A 16110-nucleotide genomic window follows, 5' to 3' on the forward strand; every position below is an offset into this window, starting at 1 on the left:
TGGCTTCGCGGTGTTCTACGCCATCTGCGTGGTCATCAACTGGTGGTTCTACCTGCGCAAGGACGCGTATATCAAGAACCCCTGATTCATTCTTCGATTCACGATTTCCGTTTTTCACTTACGGGTTTTACCGATCGCGCTTGACGAACGAAGCGACGACTTGAGAGGAGCAAACCATGAGTCATTTTCTCGATCGCCTGAGGTTTTTCGACAAGGTCAAGGACACCTTCTCGAATGGGCATGGCATCGTCACCAATGAAGACCGCAACTGGGAGGATGCCTACCGCAACCGCTGGCGCCACGACAAGGTGGTGCGCTCCACCCATGGTGTGAACTGCACCGGCGGCTGTTCGTGGAAGATCTTCGTCAAGAACGGCCTGGTTTCGTTCGAGATGCAGCAGACCGACTATCCGCGCACCCGCGAGGATCTGCCTAACCACGAGCCGCGCGGCTGCCAGCGTGGCGCCTCGTTCTCGTGGTACCTGTACTCGCCGCACCGCATCAAGTACCCGATGATCCGCGGTCGCCTGCTCGAGTTGTACCGTGCAGAGCGCAAGGCGGGTCGTGACCCGGTCGAGGCCTGGGAGGCGATCCAGAAGGATCCCGCCAAGCGCGACCGCTACGTCCACGTGCGTGGCCTGGGCGGCTTCGTGCGCACCAACTGGGACGAGGTCACCGAGATCGTGGCGGCAGCCAACGTCTACACCATCAAGAAGTGGGGTCCGGACCGCATCTATGGTTTCTCGCCGATTCCCGCGATGTCGATGATCTCGTACGCCGCCGGCGCGCGTTACCTGTCGCTGATCGGCGCCGCTTGCGGCTCGTTCTACGACTGGTACTGTGACCTGCCTGCAGCCTCGCCGCAGACCTGGGGCGAGCAGACCGATGTGCCCGAGGCCGCCGACTGGTACAACTCGACCTACCTGATCATCACCGGCGCCAACCTGCCGATGACCCGTACCCCTGACGCGCACTTCGCCACCGAAGTGCGCTACAAGGGCGCCAAGATCGTCTCGATGGCGCCGGACTACGCGGAATACGTCAAGTTTGCCGACCTGTGGATGCCGGTCAAGCAGGGCACCGACGCCGCAGCCTTCCTCGCCATGGGGCATGTCGCACTGAAGGAGTTCCTGGTCGAGAAGCAGGACCCGTACTTCACCGAGTACGCGCGCAAGTACACCGACCTGCCGATGCAGGTGGTGCTGCGCAAGCACGGCGAAGGCTATGTTTCGGACCGCAACCTGCGTGCCTCCGACTTCGACAACAACCTCGGCGAGTCGAACAACCCCGAGTGGAAGACCATCGTCTTCGACAAGAAGGGCGGCCGCTTCATTGCGCCGAACGGTTCGATCGGCTTCCGCTGGGGTGAAGAAGGCAAGTGGAACCTGCTGGAGAAGGCCGGTGCAGACCAGGCCGAGACCGAGGCCGAGCTCACCTGCATCGACAGCCGTGACGATGTCGTTTCCGTGGGCTTCCCGCACTTCGTGCCGGGCGAGAACGAGCTGCTGTACCGCAACGTACCCGTGCGTCGCCTGACGCTTGCAAGCGGCGAGGAAGTTTTCGTCACCTCCGTGTTCGATATGCAGGTCGCGCAGTACGGCATCGATCGCGGTCTGGGCGGTGGCAACGTGGCCTCGTCCTACGACGACGCCTCGGTGGCGTACACCCCGGCCTGGGCTGCCAAGCAGACCGGCGTCAAGGCGGCCGATCTGGAGCGTACCGGTCGCGAGTTCGCCGACAACGCCTCCAAGACCAAGGGCCGCTCCATGGTCATCATGGGGGCCGCGATCAACCACTGGTACCACAACGACCTCGCCTACCGCTCGATCATGAACCTGCTGCACATGTGTGGCTGCGTGGGTCAGACCGGTGGTGGCTGGGCGCACTACGTGGGTCAGGAGAAGCTGCGTCCGCAGGCCGGCTGGGCGCCGATCGCGTTCGCGCTCGACTGGCAGCGTCCGCCGCGCCACATGAACTCGACCTCGTACTGGTACTTCCACACCGACCAGTGGCGCTACGAGACGATCGACGCCGACGCCTTGCTGTCGCCCGCCGGTCCTTGCCGCAACAAGGGCCTGGCGCTCGCCGACTACAACGTCAAAGCGGTGCGCATGGGCTGGCTGCCGTCGGCACCGCACTTCAACCGCAACCCGATCGAGCTCGCCGCCGAAGCCGCCAAGGCGGGTGCCAGCGACGAGGCGAGCGTGTCGAAGTACGTGGTCGACCAGCTCAAGTCGGGTGCGCTCGACGTGTCCTTCGCCGATCCGGACGCCGAGGAGAACTGGCCGCGCAACCTGATCGTGTGGCGCGCCAACCTGATCGGTTCCTCGGCCAAGGGCCACGAGTACTTCCTCAAGCACCTGCTGGGCGCGCAGAACGGCGTGATGCAGGAAGGCGGCGCGGGTAACAACTGCAAGGAAGTGAAGTGGCACGAGCACGGCCCGACCGGCAAGCTCGACCTGATGGTGGACATCAACTTCCGTCTCAACTCGACCGGCGCCTACTCGGACATCATCCTGCCGACCGCGACCTGGTACGAGAAGAACGACCTCAATACCACCGACATGCACCCGTTCATCCACCCGCTGGGTGAGGCGGTGACCCCGGGCTGGGAGTCGAAGTCCGACTGGCAGATCTTCCGCACGCTGGCCAAGACCTTCAGCGCCCTGGGCGCCAAGCACCTCGGTACGCTGAAGGACGTCGTGGCGCTGCCGATGCAGCACGACTCGCCGATGGAACTGGCAACCCCGATGGGTGTGGGCAAGGACTGGAAGTACGGCGAGTGCGAGCCCATCCCGGGCAAGACCATGCCGATGCTCAAGCTTGTCGAGCGTGACTACGCGCAGATCTACAACAAGTACATCGCGCTCGGCCCGCTGATGGTCAAGCTGGGTAACAACGTCAAAGGCCTCGACTGGGATACCACCCAGGAATACGAAGAGCTCAAGAAGTGCAACTACCCGGTGCAGGTCGAGGGTGTCTCGAAGGGCATGCCTTCGCTCGAGGAAGACATCTACGTCTGTGACTCGGTCATGCGCATGGCGCCCGAGACCAACGGCGAAGTGGCGCACAAGTCGTGGAGCGCGCTGTCGAAGAAGACCGGCATCGACCACCACCACCTGTACGCCGGCCGTCACGAGGACAAGATCACCTTCCGCGACATCGTCGCCCAGCCGCGCAAGATCATCACTGCGCCGACCTGGTCGGGCATCGAGTCGGAGACCGTGTCCTACACCGCGGGCTACACCAACATCCACGAGCACATCCCGTTCCGCACCCTGACCGGCCGTGCGCATTTCTACCAGGATCACGAGTGGTTCCTCGACTTCGGCGAAGGCTTCTGCGCCTACAAGCCGCCGGTCGACCTGAAGGCGCACGAGAACGTGCCCGACAGCGTGCGTCGCAAGCCGCACCTGACGCTGTCGTGGATCACCCCGCACTCCAAGTGGGGCATCCACTCCAGCTACCAGGACAACCTGCGCATGCTGAACCTGTTCCGTGGCGGCCCGTACGTCTGGCTGTCGGAGGAAGAGGCTGCCAGCATCGGCATCAAGGACAACGACTGGGTCGAGGCGATCAACGCCAACGGCGCGACCGTTGCCCGTGCGGTGGTCTCGCAGCGCATCCCGCGCGGCATGGCGATCATGTACCACGCGCAGGAAAAGAACGTGAACGTGCCCGGCTCGAACACCACCGGTAAGCGTGGCGGCATCCTGAACTCGGTCACCCGCGTCATCGTCAAGCCCACCAACATGGTCGGCGGCTATGCGCAACTGGCCTACAGCTTCAACTACTACGGCACCGTCGGTTGCCAGCGTGACGAGGTTGTGGTGATCCACAAGATCGAGGACCAGGACATCGACTGGCTGGAGCGCCCGCTCACGCCCGAACGCGAAGCCCAGCGCAACCCCGTGGGCATCGGCAAGAAGTAAGCGCCGACTCGAGACCAGAGATTCAGGAGATACACATGAAAATCCGCGCGCAATTCGCGATGGTGTTCAACCTCGACAAGTGCATCGGTTGCCATACCTGCTCGGTGACCTGCAAGAACGTGTGGACCAACCGCAAGGGCGTCGAGTACGCATGGTTCAACAACGTCGAGTCCAAGCCCGGAATCGGTTACCCGAAGGAATGGGAGAACCAGGAGAAGTGGAAGGGCGGCTGGACCAAGCTCAATGGCAAGCTCGAGCTCAAGGCCGGCGGTCGCCTGAAGAAGATCGTGCAGATCTTCTCCAACCCGAACCTGCCCGAGATCGACGACTACTACGAGCCCTTCACCTACGACTACGCCCGTCTGCAGAACGCGCCGCTGTCCGAGGCCGCGCCGACTGCGCGTCCGGTTTCGCAGATCACCGGCGAGAAGATGGACAAGATCACCTGGGGCCCGAACTGGGAAGACGACCTCGCCGGCGAGTTCGCCTCTCGTGCTCGTGACAAGAACTTCTCCAACATGGAGAAGGAAATGTACAAGCAGTTCGAGAACACCTTCCACATGTACCTGCCGCGTATCTGCAACCACTGCATCAACCCGGCATGTGTGGCGTCCTGCCCGTCCGGCGCGCTGTACAAGCGCGAGGAAGACGGCATCGTGCTTGCCGACCAGGACCGCTGCCGCGGCTGGCGGATGTGCATCTCGGGCTGCCCGTACAAGAAGGTGTTCTTCAACTGGGAGTCGTCCAAGGCCGAGAAGTGCGTCGGCTGCTACCCGCGCGTCGAGAACGGCCTGCCGACCGTCTGTTCCGAGTCCTGCGTGGGCCGCATCCGCTACAACGGCATCATCCTGTACGACGCCGACAAGATCCTGGACGCCGCCAGCACCGACAACGAGCAGGACCTGTACAAGGCCCACCTCGACATGTTCGTCGATCCGTTCGATCCGGCCGTGATCGCCCAGGCCAAGAAGGACGGCATCACCGACGACTGGATCCTTGCCGCGCAGAAGTCGCCGATCTACAAGATGGCGGTGCAGTGGAAGATCGCCTTCCCGCTGCACCCCGAGTACCGCACGTTGCCGATGATCTGGTACGTGCCGCCGCTCTCGCCGGTGCAGTCGCAGATCGACCAGAAGGCGCTGCCGACCGAGGCCGACGGCGTGATCCCGAAGGCTTCTGCCATGCGCCTGCCGGTCAAGTACCTCGCCAACCTGATGACCGCAGGCAAGGAGCAGCCGATCATCGACGCGCTCAACCGCATGATTGCGATGCGCTCGTATCAGCGTTCGGTGCACGTCGAGGGCACGCCGGATACGCGTGGTCTCGAGGCCGTCGGCATGACCGAGGACATGGCCAAGGAGATGTATCGCTACCTGGCGATCGCGAACTACGAAGACCGCTTCGTGATTCCGACCTCAAAGGAAGAGATGCGCCTCGAGGACTACCACGGCTTCCAGGGCCAGGCCGGCTTCAGCTTCGGCAGCGCCTCGTCGGTCGGTATTTCGCCGAACTCGCTGTTCCCCGAACGCCGCAGGGAGTCGATGGAGCCGCGCACGCCGGCACCGCACGCCGACGAGATGCACGACGTCACCGGCGAGCGTTACTGAGGAGACAGGAATCATGCAGACCTACAAGCTGCTTGCCGTGCTGCTCGACTATCCGGGCGGTGAGATCGTCGGCGACTTGCGCGCCGCGGTCTCCGGGCAGGGCGGTGCGCTGGGTCTGGTCCGCTCGGTGGACACCGATGAGGTGTTCACCGGGTCCGAACATGCCAGCATCGCCGGTTTCATTGACTGGATGCTGGCGCAGGACCAGACCGAGCTCGAGGGGCGTTACGTCAAGACCTTCGACCTCACCCCGGAGCACAGCCTTCACCTGACGCACCACGTTTTCGGTGACGACAAGAACCGTGGCCCCGCGCTGATCGACCTGTCGGAGTTCTACAAGTCCTATGGACTGCAGCACGACGAACACGAGATCCCGGACTACCTGCCGATGATGCTGGAGTTCGTGTCGCAACTCGAGGAGATCGAGGCGCGCGTGTTCCTGACTGACGCGGTGAAGGTATTCAACGTGCTCGCGACCAACCTGGAAAAGGCGGAGAGCCCCTATGCAGTGCTCGTCCGCGTGATCGAAAACCACAGCTCGCTGGCCCGCCAGGCCGCCTGAGGAGAAGAAGATGTCTCTGTGCAATCTGCTATTCGGGGTCTACCCGTACATCGCGCTGACCGTGTTCGTGATCGGTAGCTGGATCCGCTACGATAACGAGCAGTACACCTGGAAAACCGACTCGTCGCAGTTGCTCTCCAAGCAGGGGATGATGCTCGCGAGCAATCTGTTCCACGTCGGCATCATCATGCTGTTCCTGGGCCACTTCGCTGGCCTGGTACTGCCGCATGGATTGTGGCTGGCGCTCGGGATCTCCGACCTTGCGCACCAGTGGATTGCGCTCACCGCGGGTGCGATCTTCGGCATCACCTGCCTGATCGGCGGCGCCATGCTGTGGTATCGCCGCATGTACAATCCGCGCGTTCGCATCAACAGCCGTCGTGCCGACGTGTTCATCATCACCTGGTTGATGATCACGCTGATCCTGGGCCTGCTGACCGTGCCGTTCTCGATCGGCCACGCCAACAAGGGTGACCCTGCAGTGATGCTGGCCCTGGCCGAGTGGGTGAAGAGCATCCTTCTGCTGAACCCGCAGCCGCAGCTGATGGAGCAGGTCGACCCGATCTTCCGTCTCCACATCTTCTTCGGCCTGACGGTGTTCCTGGTGTTCCCCTTCACCCGCCTGGTGCACATCCTGACCGCGCCGTTCAACTACCTGACGCGCGCCTACCAGATCGTTCGCACCAAGCGCGCCTGAGGCTGGCGACAGGAGGCAAGGCACACGGCCGCAAGGCCGGATGCCTTGCCTTTTTCGCTTCTTGCCCCTAGCGTGCGCCCATGCACGAGAAGAGTCTCCTTCAAACCATGCTCGGCCGTAACGCGGGGCTTTCGACCAAGATCACCGCCATCCTGCTCGCGTTCTTCCTGGCAGCGCTGGCGGCGATCACCCTGACCCTGTTCATCTCCTGGCACCTCGAGGGGGCGGCGGCGGCGATCAACGATGCCGGCAGCCTGCGCATGCGGGTGTACCGGTTCGCCCACTTCGTCGCCCGGGCAGGAAGCGGGGCCACGCCCGACGCACAGTTTGCGGCCGATCTGCACGCACGCATCGACGAGTTCGAGCGCGTCCTGAATGGACTGCGCACCGGCGACCCGACGCGTCCGCTGTTCGTGCCGAAGCGAGACGATATCCCTGCCGCCCTGGAGGACATGACCTCCCAGTGGCATGACCAGGTTCGCCCCTTGCTCGCGCGCATCGGCGCCGCACCGACGCCTGGCGCACGGAGCGCGCTGGCTGCCGAGTTCGATGAGTTGGCGCCGCAGTTCGTCTCCATCATCAATGAGCTGGTGTTGCGCATGGAGCACAACTACGCGCGCAACACCAACATCCTGCGCTCTTCGCAGGTCGCGCTGATCGCGCTCGCGGTGATCGGCACCATTCTGCTGCTTCGCTTCTTCTTCGTCACTGTGATCCGCCCGCTGCATGATCTCCACGAGGGCGTTCAGAGCATGAGCGAGGAGGACTTCGATGCGCGTGTTCCCGTGCTCTCGAATGACGAGTTCGGTGAGCTTTCTGATGGCTTCAACCGCATGGCGGCGCATTTGCAGCATGTATACGACACGCTCGAGGAGCGCGTCGCTTCCAAGACGCGGAGCCTCGAGCAGAAAAACCGCGAGCTGGAGATCCTCTACGACGTGGTTGCGTTCCTGCGTGAACCGGCCGATGTCGATACCCTGTGCAAGGGTTTTCTCGAGCGCGTGCAGAAGGCGATGGGCGCGGTGGCGAGTTCGGCGCGGCTGCTCGATCTTGATTCGCGCAACCTGTGCATGATCGTACATGACGGCCTGGGCGAAGAATTCCTCGATCGCGAGGAGGTGCTCGCCTGTGGCGAATGTGTTTGTGGCGAGGCTGCACAAAGCGGCGGACGCTCGCTGACCCTCGACGTGCTGGCGGCCAATCTGGATGTCACCCGGGACGCCTGTGCGCGTGCCGGCTTCCGCACCGTCTCGGCAACCTCGATCACGGCCAACAAGCGCTCGCTGGGCGTCTTCAACCTTTTCTACGGCCATTCGCAACCGATCAGTGATACGGATCGCCAGCTTCTCGAGACACTTGGGCAGCAACTCGGCACGGCCATCGAGAACCAGCGCCTGCATGCGCGTGAGCGCGAGCTGGCGGTGTCCGAAGAGCGCAACCTGCTGGCGCGCGAGCTGCACGATTCGATCGCCCAGGGCTTGGCATTCCTCAACTTGCAGGTGCAGATGCTGGAACGCGCCCTCGCGGAACATCGCGAGAAGGACGTTGCCGCGACGGTGGAAATGCTCCGTCGCGGTATCCAGGAGAGCTATGAGGATGTGCGCGAACTGCTCGTGCACTTCCGCACCCGGGTGGAGATGCAGGACCTCGATGCGGCGATTGCATCCGCACTGCGCCGCCTGGCCGAGCAGACCGGGGTGGCGACAGACCTGGATGTCCAGGGCGATGGTGCGCCGCTTGACCCGGAAGCCGAGACGCAGGTGCTCTACATCGTCCAGGAGGCGCTCTCCAACGTGCGCAAGCATGCGGGCGCAAAAGCGGTTTCGGTAGGCCTGCGGCGCGGGCGCGACGGGCTGGCGGTGACCGTCCGTGATGACGGGGTCGGCTTCGTCGAGGATGACGAGAGTCTCGACACCGAGGCGCACATCGGCCTGCACATCATGCGTGAACGCGCACTGCGCATCGGCGGACAGTTTGCGGTTCGCTCCTCGCCCGGGCGCGGCACCGAGATACGCCTTCAACTGCCCAGATCGAACAAGGTGGAAGCCTGATGACCGAATCCGTGATACGCGTCCTGCTCGTGGATGACCACACGCTCTTTCGCAGTGGTATCCGCTCGCTGCTGCAGAGCTACCCCTGCTTCGACGTCGTCGGCGAGGCTGGCGACGGGCGAGAGGGTATCCGCCTCGCCGGACAGCTGAAACCCGATGTCGTGCTGCTCGACAACAACATGCCCGGACTCTCCGGTCGCGAGGCGGCGCGCCTGCTGCTAGAGGAGGTGCCAGACACGCGGGTGCTGATGCTGACAGTGTCCGAAGACTCGGACGACCTGATCGAGACCTTGCGTGCCGGTGCCTGCGGCTACCTGCTGAAGAACATCCAGGCTGAGACCCTGGTTTCTGCGATCAAGACCGCGGCCCAGGGCGAATCGGTCGTGTCGCCACAGATGATGGGCAAGCTGCTCAATGGCGTGCGCGCTGAAGCCGGCCGCTCGGTGCCCGAGCCCGCCCGCAGCACCCCGCTGCGGACGACGGGTGAACCGCGCAGCGCGCCCGAGGGGGGGGAACTGGACCGGCTTTCTCCGCGCGAGCGGGAAATCCTGCAGCTCATCGCGCGCGGGCAGAGCAACAAGGAGATCGCACGCGCGCTGGACCTGGCCGAGAGCACGGTAAAGATCCACGTGCAGAACATGCTGCGCAAGCTCAACCTGAGCAGCCGCGTTCAGGCCGCCGTGTATGCGGTGGAGAACGGGCTGGAGTCTGCGCCCGACGCTTGAGCCGTGCCGGGCCGGCGCGTGCGCGGGCCCTCGATCAAAGAAGATGCCTGGCGCCGGCGCAGCGCAGTGGTCCGCAATGAAGGCATCGGCCCGGTGCAGCCTTCAGTTCAGTGCAGCCTTCCGAACACGCCGCCCAGCAGTTCCTGCAGGGAGCGGAGCTCGTCGCGGTGACGTGCAGCGATGCGGGCCACCAGCGCTTCCCCGGCGGCGGTCAGGTGTACCTCGACTGCGCGGCGGTCGTCGCGTCCGGGGCGTCGCTCCACCAGGCCGAGCTTTTCGCAGCGCGAAACAAGGGAGACGGCCCCGTGCTGGTGCGCTTGAAGGCGCTCCGCGAGTTCGCCCACGTTTGCCCACTCTCGTCCGGGGAAGCCCTTGATCTGCAGCAGCAACAGGTATTGTAGGTTGGTGATGCCGTGGCGTCGCGTGAGCACTTCGGAAAAGCGGAGGAAGCGTCTCAACTGATAGCGGAAATCGGCCAGGGCCTCGAATTCGGACTTGTCTAGTGGCGTGCTCATGATGCCGCGATTCTATCGCCAACCGAGCATGGTTCGGTATCCGCCGCAGTGGATTCTGTGCACGAGATCGCCCTTGCAATCTGCCGGATCACGATTAATATCAAAGTGTGATGCATTGGCGGGCGTGGCGGGCAATCCTGTCCACCAGAGACCTGCCTTCATCCGGCAGAGGAGGAAAGATCATGGAAGTGATGCAGTTTCCCCGCATGGTGATCTCCAGTCGGGAGGGCTGGGACCTGGTGGCGCGCCTGCGCCCGTCGATGGATGTGATGTTCCTTCGCGTCGTGTTGCCGTTGTCCCTGCTGCCGCCGCTGATGATTCTGGTCGCCTCGGGCGGTATGGCGGCCGAGATGTTCCCCGGCGTGACGTTTGGCAATGGCCTGATTGCCGCGGTGATCTTCTTCGTGGCGGAGCACTTCAGCGTTCCGATCATGGCGAATTCGATCCGCCTGGCGTCCATGGCCAAGGAGGGCAGCAATAACCTGCACGACGCGTATGCGGTTGCCGCCATCGCGCCGATTCCGCTGTGGCTGTCGTCACTCGCCGTGCTGTTCGGGAGCGTCTGGTTCATGGGCATCATCGGCCTGCTCTCGCTGGGCGCGTCGGCGATGCTGGTGCGCCATGGCGTCGATCGCCTTCTGGGCGTTCACGAGCCGGTCTACGCGAGTGAGGTGGCGGTGCAGGTGATGAGCTTCGGGGCGCTCGTCTGGCTCGCACTCCTCGGCGTGGCAGCTGGAGCGCTGATTCTGCTCTGAGGGGTTCTCAGGATGGGGGCGCTCAGGCTTTCACGCGCATCAGGCGCTGCTTCTCGCGCTCCCAGTCCCTTTTCTTCTCATCCTCACGCTTGTCGTGCAGCTTCTTGCCCTTGGCGAGCCCGATCTCGATCTTGATGAGGCCTTTCTTGTAGTGCATGTCGATCGGCACCAACGTGTAGCCTGCGCGCTCGACCTTGCCGATCAGGCGCGCGATTTCCTTCTTGTGCAGCAACAGCTTGCGCGTGCGCGTGGGGTCGTGGTGCACGTGACTCGAGGCGGTGGTGAGCGGTGCGATGTGCATGCCGAAAAGAAAGATTTCCTCGCCGCGGATGACCACGTAGGATTCCTTGATGTTGGCGCGCCCGGCGCGGATGGCCTTCACCTCCCAGCCCTCGAGGACCATGCCGGCCTCGTGCTTTTCCTCGATGAAGTATTCGTGAAAGGCCTTGCGATTTTCGATGATGCTCATGGTGGTGCTGTCCCGGAGGGCGGCGCAGCGCGGAAAACCGAGTTGCGCATGCGGTAGAATTGCGCATTTTAACAGTTCGGTCGCGTGCCCGTTCCGGTCACGGTGCCGATTCACCGCTCGCCCATGGCCGAAGTCAACAAGCTCGTACTGATCGAATTCACCCCGGCGCAGATGTTCGAACTCGTGGACCGGTGCGAGGACTACCAGCACTTCCTTCCCTGGTGCGGCGGCGCAGTGGTCCATGCGCGTACCGACACGGTTACGGCGGCAACGCTCTACATCAACTATCACGGCATCAAGGCGCATTTCAGCACCGAGAACGAAAAACGATATCCGGTCGAGATGAAGCTGCGCCTGACCGATGGTCCCTTCACCCATCTCGACGGCCACTGGCAGTTCACTGCGCTTGGCGACACTGCGTGCAAGGTGGAATTCCAGCTGCGTTACCAGTTTGCGAGCAAGCTGCTGGAAAAGGTGCTGGGGCCTGTGTTCAATCACATCGCCAATACCTTCGTCGATTCCTTCGTCAAGCGTGCGGGCGAGATCTACAAACCGGCTGGCTCGGCAGGAGTTCGATGATGGGCGAGATGATCCATGTGGAAGTGGTGTATGCCTTGCCCGAACGGGCAGAGCTCGTGCCGCTGAGCCTGGCGGAGGGTGCGACCGCTGGGGATGCGGTGCAGGCGTCGGGTCTGCTCGAGAAGTACCCGGAAATCGATCTCGCCCGTAACAACAAGCTGGGGATTTTCGCCAAGCTGGTGAAGCCCGATACCGCGCTGCGCGACCGTGACCGTGTGGAGATCTACCGGCCGCTCATCGCCGACCCGAAGGCCGTGCGCAAGAAGCGCGCCGACGAAGGCAAGGTGATGAAGAAAGGGGGCGGGTCCGCCGACGAGGAGGCTTGAGCCGCCCAGCGCGCGAGTGGGGGCGCGCACTCTTTGGCTCGCTCGTTCTGGCTCAAGGCCTGGCGTTCTGGTTCAAGGCCTGGGTTAGTTACAGTGTTCGGAGATCTGCTGCTGCAGGCGCTGCGCTTCTGCGTTGCGCGCAGCATCGTCCAGGTATTCGCGCTCGCCCGCTGCATTGAAGCGGCTGACACGCTGCCCCGACTGCAGGGCCGTGAGCTGGTTGCGTGCCTGTTCGCAGAAGCGGGCGCGCTCGGCATCGCGCGCTGCAGCTTCTTCCGCTTTCGCCGCTGCCTCTGCCTCGGCCGCGCGCCGTTCGCGGAAGGCCTGCTCGCGTTCAGCGAGCGTCGGCGGCCCCTTCGGCGCCCCGGCTGTTTCGCTCGCGCCATCGGCGGCGGGGCTATCTGCCGCTGTCGCGGCAGCAGGACGCGGAGCGCGTGTCCCCTGTACGACACTGACTTCGCCGGTGAGCGGCGGGGTGTCGGAATAGTGCACGCGCCCGTCCTTGTCCTTCCAACTGTAGATCTGCGCAGCGGCAGGCAGGGAGAGGAGCAGGGCGACGAGCAACAGGGGGCGACGAATCATCGAGAAAATCTCCGGAGGGCGCTGCTTACACCACGCTCTGACGCTCTGTATAATACGGATTTGGTCGAAAGGAAAAAAGCCATGCGAGTGATTCAGAAGGCGCTGACCTTCGATGACGTCCTTCTCGTTCCAGCCCACTCCACGGTTCTTCCGCGCGATGTGAGCCTGCAAAGCCAGGTCACTCGCCGCATCCGTCTCAATATCCCGCTCGTTTCGGCCGCGATGGACACGGTGACCGAAAGCCGCCTCGCGATCGCGCTGGCGCAGGAAGGTGGCATCGGCGTCGTGCACAAGAACCTCAGCCCGGCGGAGCAGGCTGCCGAGGTGCACAAGGTCAAGCGCCACGAATCGGGCATCCTCAAGGACCCGATCACCATCCCGCCGACGATGACGGTGCGCGAAGTGATCGCGCTCCAGCGTCAGCACCGCTTCTCTGGCGTGCCGGTGGTGCAGGGCCGCAAGGTCGTGGGGATCGTGACCAACCGCGACACCCGCTTCGAGACCAAGCTCGATGCGCTGGTCTCGGAGATCATGACGCCGCAGGAGCGGCTGGTTACCGTGCGTGAAGGCGCCAGCCTCGATGAGGCGCGTGAGCTGCTGCGCGTGCATCGCCTCGAGCGCGTGCTGGTGCTCAACGATGCCGGCGAGCTGTGCGGGCTGATCACCGTGAAGGACATGATGAAGTCCACCGAGCACCCCAGCGCCGCCAAGGATGAGCAGGGGCGGCTGCGCGTGGCGGCGGCGATCGGCGTGGGGGCTGGCACCGAGGAGCGTGCCGAGCTGCTCGCGGAGGCCGGCGTGGACATGATCGTGGTCGATACTGCCCATGGTCACTCCCAAGGCGTGCTCGACCGCGTGAACTGGGTCAAGAAACGCTTCCCTCAGATCGAGGTGGTGGGGGGCAATATCGCCACCGCCGATGCCGCGCGCGCGCTGGTCGATGCCGGCGCCGATGGTGTCAAGGTGGGTATCGGCCCGGGGTCGATCTGCACCACGCGCATCGTTGCGGGTGTGGGCGTGCCGCAGATCACGGCCATCGACAACGTTGCCAACGCGCTTGCCGGATCCGGCGTGCCGATGATCGCCGACGGCGGCATCCGCTTTTCCGGCGATATCGCAAAGGCGATCGCTGCGGGCGCCAACGTGGTGATGCTCGGTGGCCTGTTCGCCGGCACCGAGGAAGCGCCGGGCGAAACCGTCCTGTACCAGGGGCGCACCTACAAGGCATATCGCGGCATGGGCTCGCTGGGCGCGATGGAGAAGGGTGCCGCCGACCGTTATTTCCAGGACGAGAACACCGGCAACATCGACAAGCTCGTCCCCGAGGGCATCGAGGGCCGTGTGCCCTACAAGGGGCCGGTCGGAGTCGTGATTCACCAGCTCGTCGGCGGCCTGAGGGCTTCCATGGGGTATCTCGGCTGCCCGGACATTCCGGCAGTCCATGAGCGAGCGCAATTCGTGCAGATCAGCTCGGCAGGCATGCGTGAGTCGCATGTCCATGACGTGCAGATCACCAAGGAAGCGCCCAACTACCAGATCAGCTGATCGGGCTGGTTCGTATTTCCGGGCGGCTGCGAAGCCGCCTTTCCTTTTTCAAGACGCTAGAGACGTTCGCGCCCATGGCTCACCAGAAGATCCTCATTCTCGATTTCGGCTCCCAGGTTTCGCAGCTCATCGCACGTCGCGTGCGCGAGCAGCAGGTGTATTGCGAGCTGCATCCCTTCGACGTGTCCGACGAATTCGTGCGCAGTTTCGGTGCTCAGGGCGTGATCCTGTCGGGCGGTCCGAACTCGGTGTACGAAGCGGAGGAGTGGCGTGCGCCGCAGGCGGTGTTCGAGCTGGGTGTGCCGGTGCTGGGCATCTGTTACGGCATGCAGACCATGGCCAGCCAACTCGGCGGCAAGGTCGAGAGCTCGGCCAAGCGCGAGTTCGGCTATGCCGAGATGCGTGCGCATGGGCACTCGAAGCTGTTCGAAGGCATCCAGGATCGGACCAACGCCGAGGGTCATGGCCTGCTCGACGTGTGGATGAGCCATGGCGACAAGGTCACCGGGTTGCCGCCGGGCTTCAAGATCATCGGCAGCAACGAGGCGACGCCGATCGCGGCCATGGCCGACGAGGTGCGTGGGTTCTACGGCGTGCAGTTTCACCCCGAGGTCACACACACGATCAAAGGTAAGGAGATGATCGGGCGCTTCGTGCATGACATCTGCGGTTGCGGCCACGACTGGAACATGCCCGACTACATTGCCGAGGCGGTGCAGAGGATTCGCGAGCAGGTCGGTGACGAGGAGGTCATCCTTGGTCTGTCGGGCGGCGTCGACTCCTCAGTGGCAGCGGCGCTGATCCATCGCGCAATCGGGGACCAGCTCACCTGCGTGTTCGTCGACCACGGCCTGCTGCGTCTCAACGAAGGCAAGCTGGTGATGGAGATGTTTGCCGGCCGACTGCACGCCAAGGTCGTGCATGTGGATGCCACCGAACAGTTCATGGGCCACCTCAAGGGGGTCACCGACCCCGAGCAGAAGCGCAAGATCATCGGCCGCGAATTCGTCGAGGTTTTCCAGGCCGAGGCAAAGAAGCTTCCGAACGCCAAGTGGCTGGCGCAGGGCACCATTTACCCCGACGTGATCGAGTCGGGTGGCGCAAAGAGCAAGAAGGCGCACACCATCAAGAGTCACCACAATGTCGGTGGTCTGCCCGAAACCCTGGGCCTGAAGCTGCTCGAACCACTGCGCGACCTGTTCAAGGACGAGGTGCGCGAGCTCGGTGTGGCGCTCGGTCTGCCACACGACATGGTCTATCGCCACCCCTTCCCCGGGCCTGGCCTGGGGGTGCGCATCCTCGGCGAGGTCAAGCACGAATACGCCGATCTGCTGCGCCAGGCCGACGCGATCTTCATCGACGAGTTGCGTGCCGCCGACTGGTACGACAAGACCAGCCAGGCCTTCGCCGTCTTCCTGCCGGTGAAGAGCGTTGGCGTGATGGGCGACGGCCGCACCTACGAGTACGTTGTCGCGCTGCGTGCGGTGCAAACGCAGGACTTCATGACCGCACACTGGGCGGAACTTCCGCACAGCCTGCTCGGCAAGGTCAGCAGCCGCATCATCAACGAGGTGCGCGGCATCAACCGCGTGGTGTACGACATCTCCGGCAAACCGCCGGCGACGATCGAGTGGGAATGATCCCGCGTCTGGCACCGTCAGGCACCTGATGGCATGAAATGCTCTGAAGCCCGCGTAATTGCGGTAAGCGCTCCACGAACCCCATTCTTACGTAGCCCCGTTTGAGCCCGCATGCTTCGGCTTCC

The 16110-nt window shown here is 63.6% G+C and carries 14 protein-coding genes; 11 read left to right on the forward strand and 3 right to left on the reverse strand.

Features of this window, described 5'->3' with window-relative positions; genetic code table 11:
• Positions 1–176 precede the first annotated feature (176 nt).
• The 6 genes from ACNKW1_RS15475 to ACNKW1_RS15500 all read left to right on the forward strand — a co-directional run bounded on the left by ACNKW1_RS15475 (position 177) and on the right by ACNKW1_RS15500 (position 9574).
• Entirely contained in the window at positions 177–3932 is a 3756-nt protein-coding gene (locus ACNKW1_RS15475) for a nitrate reductase subunit alpha (protein WP_418365477.1), read from the forward strand.
• 35 nt (positions 3933–3967) lie between these two features.
• Positions 3968–5539, forward strand: a complete 1572-nt coding sequence (gene narH / locus ACNKW1_RS15480; protein ID WP_418365478.1) for a nitrate reductase subunit beta — start codon at positions 3968–3970, stop codon at positions 5537–5539.
• Between the two features lie 13 nt (positions 5540–5552).
• Complete coding sequence (gene narJ, locus ACNKW1_RS15485; RefSeq protein ID WP_418365479.1) at positions 5553–6101, forward strand: nitrate reductase molybdenum cofactor assembly chaperone; 549 nt, start codon at positions 5553–5555, stop codon at positions 6099–6101.
• A gap of 10 nt (positions 6102–6111) precedes the next feature.
• Entirely contained in the window at positions 6112–6798 is a 687-nt protein-coding gene (gene narI, locus ACNKW1_RS15490) for a respiratory nitrate reductase subunit gamma (RefSeq protein WP_418365480.1), read from the forward strand.
• An 80-nt stretch (positions 6799–6878) separates the two neighbouring features.
• Entirely contained in the window at positions 6879–8849 is a 1971-nt protein-coding gene (locus ACNKW1_RS15495; RefSeq protein WP_418365481.1) for a type IV pili methyl-accepting chemotaxis transducer N-terminal domain-containing protein, read from the forward strand.
• Positions 8849–9574 (forward strand): response regulator, encoded by a 726-nt coding sequence (locus ACNKW1_RS15500; protein WP_418365482.1) that lies wholly within the window; start codon positions 8849–8851, stop codon positions 9572–9574. The genes ACNKW1_RS15495 and ACNKW1_RS15500 overlap by 1 nt, the downstream gene beginning before the upstream one ends.
• Positions 9575–9681: 107 nt before the next feature.
• Here the strand turns inward: ACNKW1_RS15500 and ACNKW1_RS15505 are convergent, their stop codons facing one another.
• Entirely contained in the window at positions 9682–10089 is a 408-nt protein-coding gene (locus ACNKW1_RS15505) for a MarR family winged helix-turn-helix transcriptional regulator (protein WP_418365483.1), read from the reverse strand.
• 182 nt (positions 10090–10271) lie between these two features.
• Here ACNKW1_RS15505 and ACNKW1_RS15510 point away from each other — a divergent pair, with 182 nt between their 5' ends.
• Positions 10272–10844 carry a YIP1 family protein gene (locus ACNKW1_RS15510; protein WP_418365484.1) on the forward strand — a complete coding sequence of 191 codons (573 nt, stop codon included), beginning with the start codon at positions 10272–10274 and terminating at the stop codon, positions 10842–10844.
• A gap of 22 nt (positions 10845–10866) precedes the next feature.
• Here ACNKW1_RS15510 and smpB read toward each other — a convergent pair whose 3' ends face one another.
• A complete protein-coding gene (gene smpB / locus ACNKW1_RS15515) occupies positions 10867–11313 on the reverse strand; it encodes an SsrA-binding protein SmpB (RefSeq protein ID WP_418365485.1) in 447 nt (148 codons plus the stop codon).
• 123 nt (positions 11314–11436) lie between these two features.
• Here smpB and ACNKW1_RS15520 point away from each other — a divergent pair, with 123 nt between their 5' ends.
• The gene (locus ACNKW1_RS15520) at positions 11437–11892 is read left to right on the forward strand and encodes a type II toxin-antitoxin system RatA family toxin (RefSeq protein WP_418365489.1); all 456 of its coding nucleotides are present in this window, start codon (positions 11437–11439) and stop codon (positions 11890–11892) included.
• On the forward strand, positions 11892–12218 hold the full coding sequence (locus tag ACNKW1_RS15525; RefSeq protein WP_418365490.1) for an RnfH family protein: 327 nt from the start codon (positions 11892–11894) through the stop codon (positions 12216–12218). Before ACNKW1_RS15520 ends, ACNKW1_RS15525 begins: the two co-directional genes overlap by 1 nt.
• 84 nt (positions 12219–12302) lie before the next feature.
• Here the strand turns inward: ACNKW1_RS15525 and ACNKW1_RS15530 are convergent, their stop codons facing one another.
• The gene (locus ACNKW1_RS15530; protein WP_418365486.1) at positions 12303–12800 is read right to left on the reverse strand and encodes a DUF4124 domain-containing protein; all 498 of its coding nucleotides are present in this window, start codon (positions 12798–12800) and stop codon (positions 12303–12305) included.
• An 81-nt stretch (positions 12801–12881) separates the two neighbouring features.
• Between ACNKW1_RS15530 and guaB the strand changes: the two genes are divergently transcribed.
• Positions 12882–14345, forward strand: a complete 1464-nt coding sequence (gene guaB, locus ACNKW1_RS15535) for an IMP dehydrogenase (RefSeq protein ID WP_418365487.1) — start codon at positions 12882–12884, stop codon at positions 14343–14345.
• A gap of 74 nt (positions 14346–14419) precedes the next feature.
• Positions 14420–15985 carry a glutamine-hydrolyzing GMP synthase gene (guaA, locus tag ACNKW1_RS15540; RefSeq protein WP_418365488.1) on the forward strand — a complete coding sequence of 522 codons (1566 nt, stop codon included), beginning with the start codon at positions 14420–14422 and terminating at the stop codon, positions 15983–15985.
• Positions 15986–16110: the final 125 nt, after the last annotated feature.

Origin of the sequence: Thauera sp. WH-2 (assembly GCF_048321015.1) — a bacterium.
Classification (GTDB): Bacteria; Pseudomonadota; Gammaproteobacteria; order Burkholderiales; family Rhodocyclaceae; genus Thauera.

Bases quoted from the DNA above. Each gene is read 5' to 3' on its own strand.
- ACNKW1_RS15520 (WP_418365489.1), top strand. From the start codon at position 11,437: ATGGCCGAAGTCAACAAGCTCGTACTGATCGAATTCACCCCGGCGCAG.
- ACNKW1_RS15495 (WP_418365481.1), top strand. From the start codon at position 6,879: ATGCACGAGAAGAGTCTCCTTCAAACCATGCTCGGCCGTAACGCGGGG.
- guaB (WP_418365487.1), top strand. From the start codon at position 12,882: ATGCGAGTGATTCAGAAGGCGCTGACCTTCGATGACGTCCTTCTCGTT.
- smpB (WP_418365485.1), bottom strand. From the start codon at position 11,313: ATGAGCATCATCGAAAATCGCAAGGCCTTTCACGAATACTTCATCGAG.
- narI (WP_418365480.1), top strand. From the start codon at position 6,112: ATGTCTCTGTGCAATCTGCTATTCGGGGTCTACCCGTACATCGCGCTG.
- ACNKW1_RS15500 (WP_418365482.1), top strand. From the start codon at position 8,849: ATGACCGAATCCGTGATACGCGTCCTGCTCGTGGATGACCACACGCTC.
- ACNKW1_RS15505 (WP_418365483.1), bottom strand. From the start codon at position 10,089: ATGAGCACGCCACTAGACAAGTCCGAATTCGAGGCCCTGGCCGATTTC.
- narJ (WP_418365479.1), top strand. From the start codon at position 5,553: ATGCAGACCTACAAGCTGCTTGCCGTGCTGCTCGACTATCCGGGCGGT.
- narH (WP_418365478.1), top strand. From the start codon at position 3,968: ATGAAAATCCGCGCGCAATTCGCGATGGTGTTCAACCTCGACAAGTGC.
- ACNKW1_RS15475 (WP_418365477.1), top strand. From the start codon at position 177: ATGAGTCATTTTCTCGATCGCCTGAGGTTTTTCGACAAGGTCAAGGAC.
- ACNKW1_RS15525 (WP_418365490.1), top strand. From the start codon at position 11,892: ATGGGCGAGATGATCCATGTGGAAGTGGTGTATGCCTTGCCCGAACGG.
- guaA (WP_418365488.1), top strand. From the start codon at position 14,420: ATGGCTCACCAGAAGATCCTCATTCTCGATTTCGGCTCCCAGGTTTCG.
- ACNKW1_RS15530 (WP_418365486.1), bottom strand. From the start codon at position 12,800: ATGATTCGTCGCCCCCTGTTGCTCGTCGCCCTGCTCCTCTCCCTGCCT.
- ACNKW1_RS15510 (WP_418365484.1), top strand. From the start codon at position 10,272: ATGGAAGTGATGCAGTTTCCCCGCATGGTGATCTCCAGTCGGGAGGGC.